At 72.3% G+C, this 18,394-nt stretch carries 19 protein-coding genes; 7 read left to right on the top strand and 12 right to left on the bottom strand.

All coding sequences use genetic code 11. The annotated features are described in order from the left end of the window. Positions 1-230: 230 nt before the first annotated feature. Positions 231-398, bottom strand: coding sequence for a DUF3117 domain-containing protein (locus tag F4554_RS07485; protein WP_092656719.1), 168 nt, complete (start codon positions 396-398; stop codon positions 231-233). Positions 399-676: 278 nt separating this feature from the next. On the opposite strand from F4554_RS07485, the gene F4554_RS07480 reads away from it, so the two are divergent. Continuing rightward, positions 677-1,516 carry a PaaX family transcriptional regulator gene (locus tag F4554_RS07480; RefSeq protein ID WP_179786712.1) on the top strand — a complete coding sequence of 280 codons (840 nt, stop codon included), beginning with the start codon at positions 677-679 and terminating at the stop codon, positions 1,514-1,516. Further along, positions 1,513-2,361: an enoyl-CoA hydratase-related protein gene (locus F4554_RS07475; RefSeq protein ID WP_238341237.1), complete on the top strand. Its 849-nt coding sequence runs from the start codon at positions 1,513-1,515 to the stop codon at positions 2,359-2,361. The genes F4554_RS07480 and F4554_RS07475 overlap by 4 nt, the downstream gene beginning before the upstream one ends. 54 nt (positions 2,362-2,415) lie before the next feature. Here F4554_RS07475 and F4554_RS07470 read toward each other — a convergent pair whose 3' ends face one another. The 4 genes from F4554_RS07470 to F4554_RS31455 are packed head-to-tail and all read right to left on the bottom strand — an operon-like array spanning position 2,416 to position 4,757. Beyond that, complete coding sequence (locus F4554_RS07470) at positions 2,416-3,234, bottom strand: GNAT family N-acetyltransferase (protein WP_179786711.1); 819 nt, start codon at positions 3,232-3,234, stop codon at positions 2,416-2,418. A gap of 2 nt (positions 3,235-3,236) precedes the next feature. Continuing rightward, a complete protein-coding gene (locus tag F4554_RS07465; RefSeq protein ID WP_179786710.1) occupies positions 3,237-3,656 on the bottom strand; it encodes a Rid family hydrolase in 420 nt (139 codons plus the stop codon). Position 3,657: 1 nt separating this feature from the next. Next, positions 3,658-4,296, bottom strand: coding sequence for a DNA-3-methyladenine glycosylase I (locus F4554_RS07460; protein ID WP_337795921.1), 639 nt, complete (start codon positions 4,294-4,296; stop codon positions 3,658-3,660). Between the two features lie 5 nt (positions 4,297-4,301). Beyond that, positions 4,302-4,757: a DivIVA domain-containing protein gene (locus tag F4554_RS31455; protein WP_202889185.1), complete on the bottom strand. Its 456-nt coding sequence runs from the start codon at positions 4,755-4,757 to the stop codon at positions 4,302-4,304. Positions 4,758-4,935: 178 nt separating this feature from the next. Between F4554_RS31455 and folP the strand changes: the two genes are divergently transcribed. Further along, entirely contained in the window at positions 4,936-5,808 is an 873-nt protein-coding gene (gene folP, locus F4554_RS07450) for a dihydropteroate synthase (protein ID WP_238341236.1), read from the top strand. Between the two features lie 27 nt (positions 5,809-5,835). Here folP and F4554_RS07445 read toward each other — a convergent pair whose 3' ends face one another. Then, positions 5,836-6,723 (bottom strand): LOG family protein, encoded by an 888-nt coding sequence (locus tag F4554_RS07445; RefSeq protein ID WP_420360715.1) that lies wholly within the window; start codon positions 6,721-6,723, stop codon positions 5,836-5,838. Positions 6,724-6,900: 177 nt separating this feature from the next. After that, the gene (gene dapE / locus F4554_RS07440) at positions 6,901-7,962 is read right to left on the bottom strand and encodes a succinyl-diaminopimelate desuccinylase (RefSeq protein WP_179786707.1); all 1,062 of its coding nucleotides are present in this window, start codon (positions 7,960-7,962) and stop codon (positions 6,901-6,903) included. 149 nt (positions 7,963-8,111) lie between these two features. Between dapE and dapD the strand changes: the two genes are divergently transcribed. Together dapD and F4554_RS07430 are read left to right on the top strand one after the other, a co-directional pair. Then, positions 8,112-9,053, top strand: coding sequence for a 2,3,4,5-tetrahydropyridine-2,6-dicarboxylate N-succinyltransferase (gene dapD, locus F4554_RS07435; protein ID WP_179786706.1), 942 nt, complete (start codon positions 8,112-8,114; stop codon positions 9,051-9,053). Continuing rightward, positions 9,053-9,979, top strand: coding sequence for a hypothetical protein (locus F4554_RS07430; protein WP_179786705.1), 927 nt, complete (start codon positions 9,053-9,055; stop codon positions 9,977-9,979). The genes dapD and F4554_RS07430 overlap by 1 nt, the downstream gene beginning before the upstream one ends. Here the strand turns inward: F4554_RS07430 and F4554_RS07425 are convergent. Then, positions 9,959-10,720: a DUF308 domain-containing protein gene (locus tag F4554_RS07425; protein WP_179786704.1), complete on the bottom strand. Its 762-nt coding sequence runs from the start codon at positions 10,718-10,720 to the stop codon at positions 9,959-9,961. The two genes, F4554_RS07430 and F4554_RS07425, sit on opposite strands and share 21 nt — an antisense overlap. Before the next feature lie 265 nt (positions 10,721-10,985). On the opposite strand from F4554_RS07425, the gene F4554_RS07420 reads away from it, so the two are divergent. Next, positions 10,986-12,188, top strand: coding sequence for a PrsW family intramembrane metalloprotease (locus tag F4554_RS07420; protein WP_179786703.1), 1,203 nt, complete (start codon positions 10,986-10,988; stop codon positions 12,186-12,188). 45 nt (positions 12,189-12,233) lie between these two features. Here F4554_RS07420 and F4554_RS07415 read toward each other — a convergent pair whose 3' ends face one another. The 3 genes from F4554_RS07415 to fdxA form a co-directional block, all read right to left on the bottom strand. Beyond that, positions 12,234-13,523 (bottom strand): citrate synthase, encoded by a 1,290-nt coding sequence (locus F4554_RS07415; protein WP_337795920.1) that lies wholly within the window; start codon positions 13,521-13,523, stop codon positions 12,234-12,236. A gap of 251 nt (positions 13,524-13,774) precedes the next feature. After that, positions 13,775-14,878, bottom strand: coding sequence for a succinyldiaminopimelate transaminase (gene dapC / locus F4554_RS07410; RefSeq protein WP_179786702.1), 1,104 nt, complete (start codon positions 14,876-14,878; stop codon positions 13,775-13,777). Positions 14,879-14,939: 61 nt separating this feature from the next. Then, the gene (gene fdxA, locus F4554_RS07405) at positions 14,940-15,266 is read right to left on the bottom strand and encodes a ferredoxin (RefSeq protein WP_092886814.1); all 327 of its coding nucleotides are present in this window, start codon (positions 15,264-15,266) and stop codon (positions 14,940-14,942) included. A 79-nt stretch (positions 15,267-15,345) separates the two neighbouring features. Here fdxA and F4554_RS07400 point away from each other — a divergent pair, with 79 nt between their 5' ends. After that, positions 15,346-16,398, top strand: a complete 1,053-nt coding sequence (locus F4554_RS07400; protein WP_337795919.1) for a GNAT family N-acetyltransferase — start codon at positions 15,346-15,348, stop codon at positions 16,396-16,398. Between the two features lie 37 nt (positions 16,399-16,435). On the opposite strand, the gene F4554_RS07395 is transcribed toward F4554_RS07400, so the two are convergent. Continuing rightward, positions 16,436-18,181, bottom strand: a complete 1,746-nt coding sequence (locus F4554_RS07395; RefSeq protein ID WP_179786700.1) for a VanW family protein — start codon at positions 18,179-18,181, stop codon at positions 16,436-16,438. Between the last annotated feature and the right edge of the window lie 213 nt (positions 18,182-18,394).

Raw genomic sequence — 18,394 nt, 5'->3', positions numbered from 1 at the left:
CCTGATGCAGAACTCGAACGAGTGCCGCGATCCTGTCACAACGAGGACATCGCCGGAAGGAAATGCACGACTGTTTCGTTCTCGCCGAAACGTTCGGAAACCGCCTGGAAGGCGGGCATGCGAAAGCCCCGGCCGGAACCCGTGGTTCCGGCCGGGGCAGTTGCTTTGCCGGCGGTGCCGACTGAGCTTGCCGGCGGTGCTGGTGTGGCTGTGCTGGTGTCCTGGTCGAGCTAGCCCACGACCGACTTGAGCGCGTCACCGAGCTCGCGGGCCTCGTCGGCCGAGAGCTCGACGACGAGCCGCCCTCCACCTTCGAGTGGCACGCGCATCACGATGCCCCGCCCCTCCTTGGTGACCTCAAGCGGTCCGTCGCCCGTCCGCGGCTTCATGGCCGCCATCCGCGCACTCCTTTCGTGTCGTTCGTGCGCGACGACTCCACACCGCGAGGGGTGCGAGGCCGCCGAAGCGTGCCGTTACGCGGGGACATTATCCCGCATCGTGCATCGACACCGAAAGTCAAGATCGCCGTAGGCCCGCGCAGCGTGACCGGAACGATGCCATTCGGTGCCATCTGGTGACGCTGAGTGCCGCCCGTTCGCCACGCTGTGCCACCTGGTTGCTGCCCAGAGCCGCTGAGAGCGCCTCGGATCGGTGGCTCTTCCGGCAGACTTCGCCCATGCGGGCACGTTCGGCGCTTTTCGACCTCTATGGCGACCACCTCCGGTCACGTGGCGGCAGGGCGCCGGTGGCCGCCCTGGTCCAGTTGCTGGCGCCGCTCGGGATCAGCGCCGCGGCAGTGCGGACCGCGGTGTCCCGGATGGTCCGGCAGGGCTGGCTGACGCCGGTCCGGACGCCGGGCGGGCCGGGCTACGCACTCACCGAGCGGGCCGTACGCCGGCTCGACGAGGCCGCCGGACGCATCTACCGCACCGGCGGCAGTGAGTGGGACGGGTCCTGGCACCTCCTGGTCCTCCCCCACCTACCCGACCGAAGCCTCCGCGAGCGCCTGCACGCCGGCCTGGCCTTCCTCGGGTACGCCCGCCTCGGCGGCGACACCTGGCTGGCACCGCGCCGGTCGGGCGAGGCGGTGTCCCTGCTGGCGGCGGACGGCGTAGGCGCGGACAGCTTCACCGCTCGTGATCTCGGCGACCCGGCCGAACTGGCCGCCCGGGCCTTCGACCTGGCCAGGTTGGGTACGGCGTACCAGCAGTGGCTGCGTGACGCCCGGACACACGCCTGGGCGGACACGGAGGCCACTGCCACGGAGGGCGACGGCCCGGAGGAGGTCACGATGGGCGAGGACGGCGACCGGCTGGCGTTCGCGGCCCGTAGCCGGCTGGTCCACGAGTGGCGGAAGTTCCTGTTCACCGACCCGGGCCTGCCGCGCGCCCTGCTTCCCGCCGACTGGCCCGGCGACGCGGCCGCGGCGTACTTCGACACCCACGCCGCGGCGCTGCTCCCGGCCGCGACCCGATTCGTCGACACCTGTCTCGTCCAGACCGGAGGAACGACATGACCACACCGACCGACTCACCCACCGACGCGCCGGCCGGGGCGCCGGCCGAGCAGGCCATGCCGGTCCGGTACGCCGTCGAGGCGGGCGTGGCCACGATCACGCTGAACCGCCCGAACGCCGCGAACTCCCTGGACGTGGCCACCAAGGAGGCGCTGCGGGACGCCGTGGTGGCTGCCGCGGGCGACGTCTCCGTCCGCTGCGTCCTGCTCACCGGTACCGGCGACAAGGCCTTCTGCGCCGGCCAGGACCTTCGCGAGCACGTCGCCGCGCTGCGCGACCGTCCGCTGGAAGAGGTCTGGTCCACCGTTCCGGAGCACTACATCCCGATCGCGCAGGGCCTGGCGACCATGCCCAAGCCGGTGGTCGCGGCGGTCAACGGCGTGGCCGCCGGGGCCGGCGCCGCCCTGGCCTTCGCCTGCGACTTCCGGGTGCTGGCCGACACCGCGGGGTTCAACCTCGCGTTCACCGCGATCGGGCTGTCCTGCGACACCGGCACCTCGTGGACGCTCCCCCGGCTGGTCGGGCACGCCCGGGCGGTGGACCTGCTGATGCGGCCGCGCACCATCGCGGCGGAGGAGGCCGAACGCATCGGGCTGGCCACGTCGGTGGTTCCCGCGGCCGACCTGGCGCGGGAGGCGGGCGCACTGGCCCGCGAACTCGCCGCCGGGCCGACGGTCGCCTACGCGGCCGTACGCGAGGCCCTCGCGTATGCCACGCACAGCTCGCTGGGCGAGGCGCTGGAGTTCGAGGGCGCGATGATGCGGCGCTGCGGCGCCACCGCCGACCATGCCAACGCGGTGGCGGCGTTCGTCGCCAAGCGCCGGCCGGAGTTCGAGGGCCGCTGACCGATTTCTCGCGCCCGATACCTCCCGCCCGGTGCCTCCCGGCCGCGCTCCGCGTCAGAGCTTCGGCGGCTGGAGCAGCAGCAACTCACCGAGCTGGTCGTAGCCGGCACCCCGGTAGAGCCCGGTACCGGCTCGGCTGGCGGTGAGGACCGACGCGGTGGAGGCGTACCTCCGGTCGTCGCGCAGCAGGCGCGCCAGCAGAGCGCGGGCGATGCCCCGTCGCCGGTGCTCAGCCACGACGTACATGTCGGCGCACCAGGTGGCCACCGAGTCGTCCGCGAGCCGTACGACGACACTGCTGACCCAGCCGACGATCTCCCCGCCGGCGAGGGCGGCGTACTGACGCTGCGGGCCGTCCTCGGCGAGGCGGTCCGGTCCCAGAGGCCGACGACGCGTCGCGGTGCCCAGACGTTCGGCGAGCGCCGGTGTGGTCACCCGGGTGATCCGCACGACCGTCCCTTCGGCGGTGCGCGCGGCAGGCGATGCCGGCACCCGGCCGAGCCGGTGGATCATCAGTGGCTCGACGCCGAGCAGCCGGAAGCCACGGGACCTGTACGCCGAGCGCAACGGCCCGTCCGGCTCGTCGAGCCGGCGGATCACCGACAGCACGAAGGCCGTACGCGCGTGGGCACGCGCCAACTCGTCGAGGTCCGCCGCGCCGGGACCGTGGCCGACCCACTCCTCGCGACGGTATCGACGCGGATCGCGCCTCGGCGCGTCGCGGAGCACCCACGCGGTGTCCGTTCCCTCCATGCGTTCACAGAGGTACGGATGGGTCGCGCTGCGCACGAACGAGTAGCCCCGCGCGAACACCTCGACTGCCCGGGAGAACTCCTCGTCGGGTCCTGGCCCGGGCCCGGGAGCGCGCGCCATGATCAGTGGCCGCCGAGGACCCGGCCCCACTTGGTGCGTTCGTTCAGCAACATCGCCTCGGCCTCGATCTCGACCTTCCAGCGCGGATCGAGGAGCCCGGCGACGACCAGCATCGAGGTCACCGGCCGGATCTCGCCGAACACCTTGCCGTGCACCCGGCCCACCGCGTCGGCGTGGGCCGCGTCGGTGACGTACATCCGGGTGCGGACGACATGCTCGGGCCCCGCGCCCACCTGGGCGAGCGCGGTCAGGATGATCTCGATGCAGCGGAACGCCTGCACACCGGGATCGGGGTCGACCTCGCCGTCCTCCCAGACCGGTGCGGTGCCGGCGACCAACACGCGGTTGCCGATCGACACCGCCCGGCTGTAGCCGTACTCGCGTTCGAGCTCGTTCCCGGACGCCACTCGTCGACGTGCCACCTCACCACTCCCTCGGCTTCACGCTGCTCGCCCCGGCGGACAGGTCTCCGGCGGTCACGTCTCCAGCGGCGGACCCACGGGCCACACACTCCAGCAGATGGTCGTCGACCATGCCGGCCGCCTGCATCAGGGCGTAGCAGGTGGTCGGTCCGACGAAGGTGAACCCGTGACGTTTGAGTGCCTTGGCCATGGCCGTCGACTCAGGCGTGGTCGCGGGCACGTCGGCGGGCGTCCGGGGCGCGGGCCGGGTCGCCGGATCAGGGGCGAACGACCAGAGCAGCGCCGCCAGTCCGCCGTCGAGGGCGTGGGCCGCCCGGGCATTGCGGATGGCGGCGTTGATCTTGGCGGTGTTGCGGACGATCCCGGCGTCGGCCAGCAGGCGGCGTACGTCTGCGTCGTCGAACCCGGCCACGGCGGCGATGTCGAAGTCGGCGAACGCGGCTCGAAACGCCGGTCGCTTGCGCAAAATCGTCAGCCAGGACAGCCCGGACTGAAACGCCTCCAGGGTCATGCGTTCGAACACCCCGCGGTCGTCACGGATCGGCCGGCCCCACTCGAGGTCGTGGTAGGCGATGTAGTCGGGCGCGGAGGTCGCCCAGGCACACCGCACGAGCCCGTCCGGACCGGTCACCGCAGCCACGGCGGTCACCGCTCGCCCGCCCCGTGGCCCTCGCCGGGGACCCGGTGCTCGGTGCCGCCCTGGTCTGCTCTCGCCCGGTCTGCTCTCGGCTGGTCGTCGGCCCGGTGACCGGCCGGGCCGTCGGGCTCGTCGGCCTGGTCCTCGGCCTGGTCCAGGTGGCCGGGGTGCCGGCGCTCGCGTTCGGCGACCTCCCGCTCGCGGACGGCCACCCGCTCCTCCCGCTCGGCGAGGTCGCGGCCGAGCCGCGAGATCACGTCGTCCACCTCGTCCATGCGGTAGCCCCGCAGCACGACGGAGAACCGCACGTCGTCGAGGTCGCTCGCGCTGACCGGACGGTCGGCGGGCAGCCGGACCTCACGTCGGTCGGGATAAGCGCGCGCCATCGCGCCGCCGCGCCCGACCGCCACCGCGGCGGTTGATCCGAGCACGACCAGGACGAGGACGACCCACAGCCAGGTCATGCGCCTGATCGTGCCATGCGCCACCCCCGGGCCGGTGGGTAGGGGACGCCGCCGCGCCGCCGCGGCAACCCTGCCCGCGCGACGTCGCCCTGCCGGGCCTGCCAGGCTGGGAAACTCAGCGGGCGCCCGGACGAGCCGGGACCCGGGCAGTGGTGGGCCGGCCGGCGAGATGCCGGCGATGGAGGTGCGGATGTTGCGGCTGGGCGGGCGGGAGTTCGGCGCCGGGGAGTACGCCGTGATGGCGATCGTGAACCGGACGCCGGACTCGTTCTTCGACGCGGGAGCGACGTTCGCCGAGAACGCGGCCCTGGACCGGGTGGAGGCCGTGGTCGCCGACGGCGCCGACATCGTCGACATCGGCGGGGTCAAGGCCGGCCACGGCGCGGAGGTGGGGGTGGCCGAGGAACTCGCCCGGACCGCGCCCTTCGTCGCCGAGGTCCGGGCACGCCACCCCGGCCTGGTGATCAGCGTGGACACCTGGCGCGCGCCCGTCGCCCGGGAGCTGTGCGCGGCCGGCGCCGACCTGATCAACGACACCTGGTCCGGTGCCGATCCGGAGCTGCCCGAGGTGGCCGCGGAGTTCGGCACCGGGCTGGTCTGCTCGCACACCGGTGGCCTGCCCCCGCGTACGGACCCGCACCGGGTGGCCTACGCCGACGTGGTGGCCGACGTGGTGGCCAGGGTGACCGACCTGGCCGAGCGGGCGGTCGCCGCGGGAGTGCGCCGGGACGGGATCGTGGTCGACCCGACCCACGACTTCGGCAAGAACACCTGGCACTCCCTCGAGGTCACCCGCCGGCTGGACGAACTCGTGGCCACCGGCTGGCCCGTCCTGGTCGCGTTGTCCCGCAAGGACTTCATCGGCGAGACGCTGGACCTGCCGGTCGGCGAGCGGTTGCCCGGGACGCTGGCCGCGACCGCCGTCTCGGCGTGGCAGGGCGCGCGCGTCTTCCGTGCCCATGACGTACGCGAGACCAGGCAGGTGCTCGACCTGGTGGCGTCCATCCGCGGCGACCGGCCGCCCGCGCGTCCTCGCCGCGGACTGGCCTGACGAGCCGCGCGCCAGGCGACCTGCGGGTCAGTCGGGCGGGACCGGCCCGCCGTTCCCGCCGTTCCCACCAGCACTGCCGTTGCCGCCGGTACCGCCGTTGCCAGCGGCACCGGGACCCGTATCTCCCCCGGCGCCGTTCCCGGTGTCCACGACCGGCCGCCGGGACGCCTGGACGACGAACTCGACGGCCTCGTCGGCGTCGTCGGTGAGGTGCAGCATCTCCAGGTCGGCCGGCTTGATCTTGCCGTCGGCGAGCACGGTGTCGCGCAGCCAGGCCAGCAGCCCCGACCAGTACGACGTACCGATCAGCACCAGCGGGAACGACGTGACCTTCCGCGTCTGGATGAGCGTCAGCGCCTCGAACAGCTCGTCGAAGGTGCCGAACCCGCCCGGCAGCACGACGAAACCCTGGGCGTACTTCACGAACATCGTCTTGCGGACGAAGAAGTAGCGGAAGTTGATGCCGACGTCGACCCAGGGATTCATGCCCTGCTCGAACGGCAGCTCGATGCCCAGGCCGACCGAGACCCCGCCGGCCTGGCTGGCGCCCTTGTTGGCGGCCTCCATCACGCCCGGACCGCCGCCGGTGATGACGGCGTAACCCGCCTCGGTGAGGCCGCGGCCCACCCGCTCGGCCATGGCGTACATCGGGTCCTCGACCCGGGTGCGGGCGCTGCCGAAGACGCTGATGGCCGAACCGAGCTCGGCGAGCATGCCGAAGCCCTCGACGAACTCCGACTGGATCCGCAGCACCCGCCAGGGGTCGGTGTGCACCCAGTCGGAGGGGCCGCGGGTGTCCAGCAGCCGCTGGTCGGTGGTGCTGGACTCCACCTGGGTACGCCGCGTGACGACCCGGCCCCGCTGCTTCTCCGGCGTCCGCCTCGCGGAAGCGGTTTCCGCGGACGGGTCCGTCACGTCCGGTGCCGGTTCGCCGGGAGTACGGACCGACGGTCCCGATGACGTCGATGACGTCGATGACACCGAAGACACCGATGGCGCCGAAGACGCGGAGGTGGACGGGTCGTCCTGATCTGGCCACATGGCACCGAAGGGTAACCGGCGCGGCCGACAGCCGGGTGAATCAGCGGGTAATCAGCCGCGAAGCCAGGCGCCCATGCGGTCCTCGCAGGCGTGGAGTTCGGCGACCTCGACGTACTCGTCGCGGGTGTGGGCGAGCGCGGACTCTCCCGGCCCGTAGTTGACGGCGGGTACGCCGAGCTCGGCGAACCTCGCCACGTCGGTCCAGCCGAACTTCGGGTGCGGCTCCACCCCCAGCGCCTCGACGAACGCCGCGGCCGACGGCCGGTCCAGCCCCGGCGCCGCCGCCGGAGCGGAGTCGCGCAACTCCACGACGTACCCGGCGAACGTCTCCTGCACGTGGGCGAACGCCGCCGCCTCCGAACGGTCCGGCGCGAAGCGGTAGTTGACGGTGACCCGGCACTCGTCCGGGATCACGTTGCCGGCGACGCCTCCGGTGATCCCGACGGCGTTCAGCCCCTCGCGGTAGACGAGGCCGTCGACCGGGACCTGGCGCGGTTTGTACTCCGCCAGCCGGGCGAGCACCGGCGCGGCCGCGTGGATGGCGTTGGCGCCCATCCACGCCCGGGCGCTGTGCGCGCGCTTGCCGGGCAGCACGATCTCGGCCCGCAGCGTCCCCTGGCAGCCGCCCTCCACCTGCGCGCTGGACGGCTCCATCAGGACGGCGAAGTCGGCGGTCAGCTCCTCCGGCCGCGTCCGCGCCAGTTGGCCGAGGCCGTTCTTCTCCGCCTCGATCTCCTCGCAGTCGTAGAACACGTACGTCACGTCACGCACCGGCTCGGCCACCGTGGCGGCCAGCCGCAGCGCCACCGCGACCCCGCCCTTCATGTCGCAGGCGCCGAGCCCGTAGATGCGGTCGTCGACGAGCCGGGACGGTAGGTTGCCCGCCTCCGGCACGGTGTCCAGGTGACCTGCGACGACGACGCGTTCGGCCCGGGACAGCGATGTCCGCGCGACCACGGTGTTGCCGAATCTCCGGGTCTGCAGATGGGGCAGACCGGACAACGCCGCCTCCACCGCGTCGGCGAGCGTGCGTTCGTTCCCGCTCACGGACTCGACGTCGACCAGGGCGCGGGTGAGGCTGACGACGTCGCTGTGGAGATCCAGGCTCGGCATGGCCCGCAGTCTGCCAGCAGAGGCGCCTCGCGTCCGGTGAGGTGGGGCGCAACAGGTGCCGTCGTACGACGAAAATGCCCGAATCCAGCCGTCCGGCACTTGTCGGACCCGGGCTCGCCCGCTTGCCCGGCTCTGGCAGGCTGAACCACATGACCAACACACCTGGTGCCTGGGGCTTCGGACTCGCGACGACGACCCACGACGGCAAGGTCCTCGACACCTGGTACCCCGCGCCCGCCCTGGGCGCGCCGGGGCCCGGTGACGACCAGCCACCGGCCGAACTCGCGGCCCTTGCGGACGAGGACGACGCGCGGCGCGTACGCCGGACCGTCGTCCGCACCGTCCTCCCCGACCTCGACTCCCCACCCGCCGACGCGGCCGACGCCTACCTCCGGCTGCACCTGCTGTCCCACCGGCTGGTCCGCCCACGCGAGGCCAACCTGGACGGCATCTTCGGCGTCCTGACCAACGTGGTGTGGACCAGTGCGGGCCCCTGCGCGGTGGACGACTTCGAGCAGACCCGGCTGCGGCTGCGGGCCACCGGGCGCGAGGTCACGGTGTACGGCGTGGACAAGTTCCCCCGGATGGTCGACTACGTGCTGCCGGCGGGGGTGCGCATCGCCGACGCCGACCGGGTACGCCTGGGCGCCCACCTGGCCGAGGGCACCACGGTGATGCACGAGGGCTTCGTCAACTACAACGCCGGCACGCTCGGCGCCTCCATGGTCGAGGGCCGCATCTCGGCGGGCGTGATCGTCGAGGACGGCTCGGACATCGGCGGCGGCGCGTCGATCATGGGCACGCTGTCCGGTGGCGGCACCGAGGTCGTCTCCATCGGCAAGCGGTGCCTGGTGGGCGCGAACGCCGGCGTCGCCATCTCCCTCGGTGACGACTGCGTGGTCGAGGCCGGCTGCTACGTCACCACCGGGTCGAAGGTGAAGATGCCCGACGGCGAGATCGTCAAGGCGCGGGAGCTGTCCGGTACGCCGGGCCTGCTCTTCTGGCGCAACAGCATCTCCGGTGCGCTCGAGGCCCTCCCCCGTACCACCGGAGGGGTCGAGCTCAACGCCGCGCTGCACTCCAACGGCTGATGCCCGCGACCGGGCGGAAGCGGGTCGCCAGGGTCGCCGCCATCGTGGCGATCGCCTGCGGCCTGGTCGTCGCCGGCGCGATGCTGGCCTCGGAGTTCCTCTTCCGGCAGCCGTTGGTGGAGGCGTGCCACGCCACCGCCAACGGCATCCGGACCGAGCTCCCGCTGGAGGAGGCGCAGAACGCCGCGCTGATCTCCGCGGTGTCGGTACGCCGCGGCCTCCCGCCGCGGGCGGCGAGCATCGCACTGGCCACCGCCTACCAGGAGTCCGGCCTGCGCAACATCGACTACGGCCACCTGGACTCGGTGGGCCTGTTCCAGCAGCGGCCGAGCCAGGGCTGGGGCACGGTCGAACAGATCCAGGACCCCTACTACGCCACCGGGCGGTTCTACACCGCGCTGGTCAAGGTGCCCGGCTACACCGGCATGGACATCGCGGCGGCGGCACAACGGGTCCAGTTGTCGGCCGACGGCAGTGCGTACTCCCAGCACGAGTCCAATGCCCGGGTGCTGGCCTCCGCCCTGACCGGCCAGAAACCGGCCGCGTTCTCGTGTGACTTCCAGCCCACCGAGCAGCGCGGCGCGACCACCACCGCCGACCTGTCCGCCGAGCTCGCCAAGGCCTACGGCAACGAGCGTGGGCGGGTCACCGGCGCGACCGTGGGCCAGGGCGGCAACGACGGCCTGTCGGTCAAGAACACCGCGGCGCTGGTCCTGGACGTGCCTGTACGCACCGGCGAAGGCAGGTTCGGCTGGTCGGTCGCGCAATGGTCGGTCGCCTACGCCAAGCGGTTCGGGATCGCGTCGATCTCCTACGGCGGCCGCACGTGGACTGCGGACCGCTCCAAGGACGGGTGGCGCACCGACCAGGCAGCCGCACCCACCCGGGTCCGCATCGTCGTGGGGTCACCGAGCCGACCGGGCTGACCGAGCCGACCGGGGCGGCCCGTCCGGCCCATCCTGCCGATCCGGTCCCGCGCGCTCGGTGACCGGTCGCATCGCGATCGCCGCCACCACCTGCACCCAGGCCGCCCCGAGCGAACTCACCGCCGTCATCGGCACCACGGTCGAGAGCGACAGGTCCGGCAGTAGCAGGAACGCCACCCCCACGCCCACCGCGACCAGCCCGGCGACGAACTGCCAGCCGCGCCCGCCGGGCGGGCCGGCCAATGCCGCCATCAGTTCGCCGAAGCCGCTCAGCAGCCAGTGCAGCGCGACCAGGACGACGAGCAGGACCACGGTGGTCACCAGGCCGCGCAGGCACAGAGCCGAGGACGCGACGAGAAGTACGCCGAGCAGAGCGGAGTACACCGTCTCCCCCGACAGGCGGGCCCGCCTGGTCGCCAGCATGGCCGCGGCCAGCCGGGTGGTGCCCACGGCGAAGAACCAGCCGCCGACGAGCGTCTGGAAATCCACCACCGGTAGCCGCGGCCACGCCAGCACCAACACGCCGAAGACCAGCGTCCAACCGCCGAGGGCGGCAAGCTGCGCCCAGGTCTCCACGCCGGGGCGCGGCGCCCTCCGGGACGGCTGGGCCACGCTCGGCGAGTCCGAGCCGGAGTCAGCACCGTTGTCAGCGCCGTTGTCAGAGCCGGGCCGTCGGGGCCGTCGGGGCCGCGGCCCCTCCTCCACGACGTCGGTGCCGGGATTGGCCGGGTTGCCGGACATCGGTCGCCTCCCTGGGTAGCGGACTGCCGGTGCGGGGCACCGGCACCGTGCCGACACCAGGGGGCGGTGGCGCGGACGGATGACGCCGGATGGACTCCGAACGAATCTGGACTGCGTCGTACCCAGCCGACCCGAAGTCCGCACTCCCGGCACTTCGGCCGGACTCGCGCGGGTGCCGGCGGCCGGCGGCGGCGCAGCCCCCGGAGGGGCCGTCCGCCGCGCCTGCCCAGGCATAGATGACGGGCACGATGGAGAAGACCTCACCATGAGCGACGTCACCGGGCAGGCCCCGCGCCAGGCCGGGCCGGACGAGCCATCCGGTACCGACGAGCCCACCGGCACCGTCGAAGCCACCGAACCTGCCGTGCCCGGCGGCGCCACCGCGCCCACCGGCACCGGCGCCCCCGCGACCACCGGTACCGCGCCCGGCCCGATGCCCGCGCTGCCCGGCCGGCCCCCGGGCCAGCGGCGCGGGCTGACGTCGTACGCCTGGGGACGGTTCCTGCTGTTCGGGCTGGCCCTGTGGCTGGTCGCCGCCATCGTCACCCTGGGCAGCGGGGACACGCCGATGTTGCCCGTCGTGGTGATACTGGGCGCGTTCGTCGGGCCGCTCACCTATGCCCGATGGGTGCACGAACGCAGGCCCGTGCCAGGTCTCGACCTGTCCCTGCTGGTCCGGGCGTACGTCCTCAGCGGAGTGCTCGGCCTGCTCTGCGCGTCCGTCCTGGCCGGCTACTTCCGGGCGCCGGACGCCTTCGGGTACGTCGGGGTGGCGCTCGGCGAGGAGATCGTCAAGGCTCTCGTTCTGCTGTACCTCGCCCGCAGGCTGCCCACCCGGACGCTGCGGTCCGGCCTGGTGCTCGGTGCCGTGGTCGGGTTCGGTTTCGGCGCCTGCGAGACGGCCGGCTACGGCCTGCAGGCGCTGCTGAACGTGAGCGGACTCTCCGTGCGCACCGTGGTGGAGACCGAACTGCTCCGCGGCCCGGTCGGGCCTGTCGGCCAGGCGCTGTGGACCGCCCTGCTGGGTGGGACGATCTTCGCCGCCGCCCACGGCCGCCGCCTGCGGCCGACCACCGGCATCCTCTTCACGCTGCTCGGCGTGGGCCTGCTGCACGCGTTGTGGGACTCCTTGCGCAGCGTCGCGATCGTCTTCGCCCTGCTCGTCACCGGAACCACCTGGCAGCCGCGGCTGCTCTCGCTGGGTTTCGTCCCCCGGCCGTCGGCGGTGCAGATCCAGCTGTACGCCGTGACCTGCGCGGTGGGGTTGGTCCTGCTCGTGGCGGTCGGCGTGATCTGGCTGGGCATCCTGCGCCGTCGCCCCACCGGCCCCGCGAAGCCCGAGCGGCCCGGCCCCGAACCGGTCACCGTGACCCCGGACCAGTCCCTGCGCGCCGGCGGCTCCACGAACACGCAGGCGCCGGTCCCGCCGTCGCCCGAGGAACGGACTCCGGACCGGACCGACGCCTGATGGTGGCTCGACGGTCGATCGTGACCAGTGGGTGGCCCGACTCGCCTACCGCTGCTGCATTCCGACGAAGGACCGCTCCCGCTCGCCGGTGTAGACCTGCCGGGGCCGGCCGATCTTGTTCGCCGGGTCGATGACCATCTCCCGCCACTGGGCGATCCAGCCGGGCAGCCGGCCGAGCGCGAACAGCACCGTGAACATCTGGGTCGGGAAGCCCATCGCGCGGTAGATCAGGCCGGTGTAGAAGTCGACGTTGGGGTAGAGCTTGCGCTGGACGAAGTAGTCGTCGTTGAGCGCGACCTCCTCCAGCTGCTTGGCGATCTCCAGCAGCTGGTCGGACTTCCCCAGCCGGTCGAGCACGTCGTCGGCGGTCTTCTTCACGATCGCCGCGCGCGGGTCGTAGTTCTTGTAGACCCGGTGCCCGAAGCCCATCAGCCGGACGCCCTTCTCCCGGCTCTTCACGCGTTCGACGAACTTCGAGACGTCACCACCCTCGGCGACGATCTGCTCCAGCATCGACAGGACGGCGGAGTTGGCACCGCCGTGCCGCGGGCCGGACAGCGCGTGGATGCCGGAGGAGATGGACGCGAACAGGTTGGCCTCGCTGGAGCCCACCAGCCGCACGGTCGAGGTGGAGCAGTTCTGCTCGTGGTCGGCGTGCAGGATGAACAGCAGGTCGAGGGCCTCCGCCACCGCGGGGTCGACCTCGTACGGCTCGGCCGGCAGCCCGAAGGTCATCCGGAGGAAGTTCTCGACGTAGCCGAGGGAGTTGTCGGGGTAGAGGTACGGCTGCCCGACGGTCTTCTTGTACGCGTACGCCGCGATGGTCGGCAGCTTGGCCAGCAGGCGGACGGTGGAGATCTCGACCGACTCGGCGTCCGCGGGGTCGAGGTTGTCCTGGTAGAAGGTCGACAGCGCGCTCACGGCCGAGGACAGGACCGGCATCGGGTGCGCGTCGCGGGGGAAGCCGTCGAAGAACCGCTTGAGGTCCTCGTCCAGCAGGGTGTGCCGGCGGATCTGCTCGGCGAACTCGTCGTGCTGCGCCTGCGTGGGGAGTTCGCCGTAGATGAGGAGGTACGACACCTCCAGGAAGTTGCTCTTCTCCGCGAGCTCGGCGATCGGATAGCCGCGGTAACGCAGAATCCCGGCGTCGCCGTCGATGTAGGTGATGGCCGACGTGCAGGCCCCGGTGTTCACATAACCCGGGTCGAGAGTGACATGCCCGGTCTGCTTCAGCAGCGCCGAGATGTCCACGCCCGAAGCACCTTCGCTCGCGGCCACGACCGGGAGTTCGACCTCACCGTTCGCGTGCTTCAGCGTGAATTGTTTGTCGGTCACGCTCGTGTCCTCCGTCCTGCCCTTTTCGGCCCGGCTCGGGACGACACCGGCCGTGGAGGGAGTCGGGTCGTGCCGTCCCGACGGGACGCCCGAAGCCGCCCGTCTCAACTGTCGTCCCAACGAACGACGCCCGTCCCACATCTCCACGACTCGCGAGCCGCCACCGATCGGCTCGGCTCACGTGTCGGCATCCTCCGCATTTGCTGTCAGACTCCCTTCCCAGGGTGCTGGGGAGGGAGGTAAACCTCGGGTCACCCGCGATCGCGCGTGCCCCGCAGACGGCTCGCCGCGGCGGTGACCCTTTCGTCAGTCGCGGTGAACGCTACCCGGACATGCCGGACACCCGCCGTTCCGTAGAAATCACCGGGGGTGACCAGAATGCCCAGTTCCGCACACCACCGTACGGTGTCCATGCAGGGCTCCCCACGCGTGGCCCAGAGGTACAACGACCCCTCGGAGTGGTCGACCTCGAACCCCGCGGCAGTGAACGCCTCCCGCAGCACCTCGCGCCTGGCGGCGTACCTCGCCCGCTGCTCGTCGACGTGGGTGTCGTCGGAAAGGGCCGCGATCATCGCCGCCTGGACAGGGGCCGGCACCATCATCCCGGCATGCTTGCGGACACCCAGAAGCTCTTGCACACAAGCGGAATCGCCCGTCACGAAGCCCGCGCGGTAGCCGGCGAGGTTGGACCGCTTGGACAGCGAGTGCACGGCCAGCAGGTTGGCGTGGCTGCCGCCGCACACCTCCGGGTCGAGGACCGACACCGGCTGTTCCTCCCAGCCGAACTCCGCGTAGCACTCGTCGGAGGCGACGAGCACGTCGCGCTCCCGCGCCCAGGCGACCACCTTGGCCAGGTGGGCGGCGGGCAGGATGCGCCCAGTGGGGTTGGAAGGTGAGTTGAGCCACACGAGTTTGACCTGCTCCGGCCCCAACGCGAACGTCGAGTCGGCCGGAACGACAGTGCAGCCGGCGATCTGGGCACCCACGGCGTACGTCGGGTAGGCCGTCGCCGGGATCACCACCACGTCGCCGGGGCCCAGGCCGAGCATGGTCGGCAGCCAGGCGACGAACTCCTTCGAGCCCACGGTGGGCAGCACGGCGTCCGGGTCGAGGCCGGACAGGCCGAAGCGGCGTTCCAGATAGCCGACCGCGGCCTCCCGGAGCCTGGGAGTGCCGTAGGTCTGCGGATAGCCCGGAGCGTCGGCGGCGTCGCTCAGGGCGGCGCGGACGACCTCCGGGGTGGGATCGACCGGAGTGCCGACGGAAAGGTCGACGATGCCGTCCCGATGGGCGGCGGCGCGTTCTTTGTCGGGAATCAGTCGATCCCAGGGAAAGTCCGGGAGCGGACTTCGCACGGTGCCCCTCTCGCTCGCCTCGTCGGGGGCCCCACCACACCTGGCGGAGCCCCCGCGGTCGTCACTCCTCGGTGCTCTGCGGCGGCAGGGCCGCGACGAGCGGGTGGTCCTTCTCGATCACCCCGGTCTTGGCGGCGCCGCCAGGCGAGCCGAGATCGTCGAAGAAGTCGACGTTTGCGGCGTAGTAGTCCTTCCACTGGTCGGGCACGTCGTCCTCGTAGAAGATCGCCTCGACCGGGCAGACCGGCTCACACGCGCCGCAGTCGACACACTCGTCCGGGTGGATGTAGAGCATGCGCTTGCCCTCGTAAATGCAGTCGACGGGGCATTCGTCCACACACGCCCTGTCCTTGAGATCCACACACGGCTGTGCGATGACGTAGGTCACCGGGTTCCTCCTCTGTCGAACTGACCCTCCTAGTATCGCCAGGTCGGTACAACCAGTGACAACGAAGGGTCCATTTACGGTGCCACTGTCCCCCGCTGACGTCGGCCACCGGGTCGTCGTCCGCCGCCGGCTCGGGGTCGAGCACGGCCGCACGGTCTACGGCGACGTCCTGGGTGTGCTCGAGTCCTGGGCCGGCGGGCGGCTGGCCCTGCGGCGCCGGGACGGCGAACTGGTCGAGGTGGCCGAGGACGACGTGGTGGCGGGCAAGCCGGTCCCGGCCGCGCCCGCACGTCGCCCCCGGCGCGGTCCTGCGAACGCCCAGCCGGCCGAGCCGGCCGAGCCGGCCGAGGACGCGCCCGAGAGCGGGGCGGCCCTGGCGCTGGTCGCCGCGCGGGGCTGGCCCGCGACCGTGACCGAGCGGCTCGGCGGCTGGCTGCTGCAGGAGGCGGGCGGCTTCACCGGCCGGGCCAACTCCGTGGTGCCCGCGGGCGACCCGGGCTGCCCGCTGGACGACGCGCTGCGCAGGGTGGCCGGCTTCTACGCCGCCGCCGGCCTGCCGCCCCGGATCCAGGTGGTGGTGGGTACGCCGTTGGAGGGCGAGCTGCTCGCCCGGGGCTGGCAGCCCAGGGCCAGCGGCAAGCGCGGCTTCGACACCACCGACGTACGGGTCGCGCCGTTGGCCGACGTGCTCTCCCGCACCGGTGCGCCGGCGGTGGAGGTCACGCTCGGCGGCGAACCGGACCAGGCCTGGCTGGACCTGTACGGGCGTTCGGGCCCGGCCGCCCGCAAGGTGCTCGGCGGCGGTCACCACGTCGCCCTGGCCCGGCTCACCGCGAGCATGGCGGGCGAGACCAACGACCCCGGCGAGACCGGGCAGGACCTGGTGGGGATCGGGCGCGGTGTCGTGACCGGCCGGTGGCTCGGCGTCAGCGCGGTGGAGGTCGTCCCCGCGTACCGCCGCCGCGGCCTGGCCCGCGCCGTGATGGCCGCGCTCGGCACGTGGGGCCGCGACCTGGGTGCGGACTGGGCGTACCTCCAGGTGTCCGCCGACAACACGGACGCGCTGAGGCTGTACGACCGGCTCGGCTTCCGGCTGGACCACCAGTACCGCTACTACGGGCCGGCGGAGTAGCCGCGGGCGAGCAGCCCCGCCGGTTCGGCCCGCCCGGTCAGTTGCCCGCGGCCGGCGGCTTCGAATTGGGTTTCGGTTTCGGCGTCGGTGTTGGAGTCGGGGTCGGCGCGGGTCCACAGGTGACCCGGTCCTCGGGGCTGTACCGCACGTGGTCCGTCTCGGTCTTCTCCAGCGTGCTGCCGCGGTAGAGCTTGCGGACGACGTCGACGTCGAACCCACGCACGCCGTCCTGGGGCACGCAGCCCTTCTTCTCGTCGAAGATGACCTTCGGCTCGCGGAAGTTGTGCCGGGCCGAGGTCTGCCCCTTCACCGTCCAGTACTTCGTACTCCACAGCCGGACAGTGATGCTGCCCTTCGTGCCGGGCGAGCTCTGCTTGTTGACCGCCTGGACCAGCACGCCGTACGGGGTGTTGTTGCGCCACTTCAGGTCGAGGTAGCCCCAGTAGACGGTGGCCTCGCGACCGACCGGGTAGCGGTCTATGTAGAAGGCGTGCGGGCGGTGTTCGACGTCCTCCATGCCGGCGAAGAAGGCGGCGTTGTACGTCGTGGTGGCCACCTGCGAGACACCGCCGCCGAGTTCCTCACGCAGCCGGCCGCCCACGATCACGAACCCCTTGGCGAAGCCGTTGGCCTCGGTGCGCTCACCGAGGATGCCGTTCAGGCTGAAGGTCTCACCGGGCTTGATCAGCCGGTTGTCGATCAGCCGACCGGCCTGGCCGATGTTGGTGTTGCGGTAGGCGGCGTGCGGGTAGTAGGTCGTGAACTCGCCGACGACCTGCTTCACCCCGAGGTCCTGCGCCGCCTTGGTGGTGAACTTCGCGTCGGCCGGCTTGGTCCGGACGGTCGCGACCCGCTCCGCCCCGGACTTGGGCAGCGCGGCCAGCACGGCACGCGCGAGGCTGGCCGGCGGAACGGTCTGGCCCTGGGTGGAGGGCACGACGGCCGGCCGGCCGGCGAACATGCGTACCGAGGCGTCCTTCGGCTCGATCTGCACGATCTTCAGCCGGTCGGCGACCGCGCGTTCGAACGCAGCCGCGTCGAGCCTGGGCGTCAGCCGGCCGGCCCCGTCGGGCACCATCGTCAGGGCGGCGCCGACCTCGGCCGGCGTCACCTCGAACGACTTGCCGTTGACCCGCACCCGCACCGGACCGGACATCGCGGGGGTGGCGAACTCCCGCATGGCGCGCCGCACCTCCGCCTGGTCGACCTTGGGCTTCTGCTCCGCCACGGGCAGCTCGATCGGTGCGTTCGTACGCAGGAACTCCTGCTCGATGCGGCCGGACGCCGCGGCAATGTCCAGCCGGTAGCCCACCACCGGGTCGGCAGCCTTCGCGGTGCCGCCGGCGAACGTGATGCCGCCCGGGCTCCCGTTCTTGCGGACCTCCTTGGCGAGCCTGCCGACCGCGGCGAACAGCTTGGTGTGGTCGACGGTGAGCACGGGGGCGACCTCACCGCCACCCCGGAGCGCCTTCGAGACCTCGACGGGGTTCAGGCTCCGGGGTACGTAGACGGCGTCCACGGTCGCGGGCACGTCGAGGCCGAGCCCCGCCTCGGCCGGCTTGAGGGAGTACGTCTTCCCTCGCACGCTGACCCGGAAGGACTCGTCCGCCCTCGGAACCAGGCGGTCGCGCAGGCGCTGACCGGCCTGGTCGCGGCTGAGCCCGCTGACGTCGACACCGCCCACGGAGGTGCCGCGCGGGACACTGCCGCCGAGGGTGACCGCGAGGATGGCGTAGCCGCCCAGGAGCACGGCCAGGACGCCTACCGCCGCCAGCACGATCACGCGCCCGCGGCTCGGTGCGGCCTGCGTATCGGACTCAGCCGACGGGTACTCCGTCGGCTCAGGATTCGGCTCGGGGGTCGGCTCAGGCGTCGGCTGACCGGGTTGGCCCGGGTCTCGCACGGCTCCTCCGCGTTGCTGTGATGCGTGGCCAAGGCCCGCGGCAGACGGGCCCCTCGGTGACAATTCCGCCAAGGGTAGAGGCTGTGGACCCGC

Source organism: Actinopolymorpha rutila (genome assembly GCF_013407855.1).
Lineage (GTDB): Bacteria > Actinomycetota > Actinomycetes > Propionibacteriales > Actinopolymorphaceae > Actinopolymorpha > Actinopolymorpha rutila.
The sequence above is the reverse complement of the archived record's forward strand: the minus strand, read 5'-3'. Positions and strand labels throughout refer to the sequence as shown.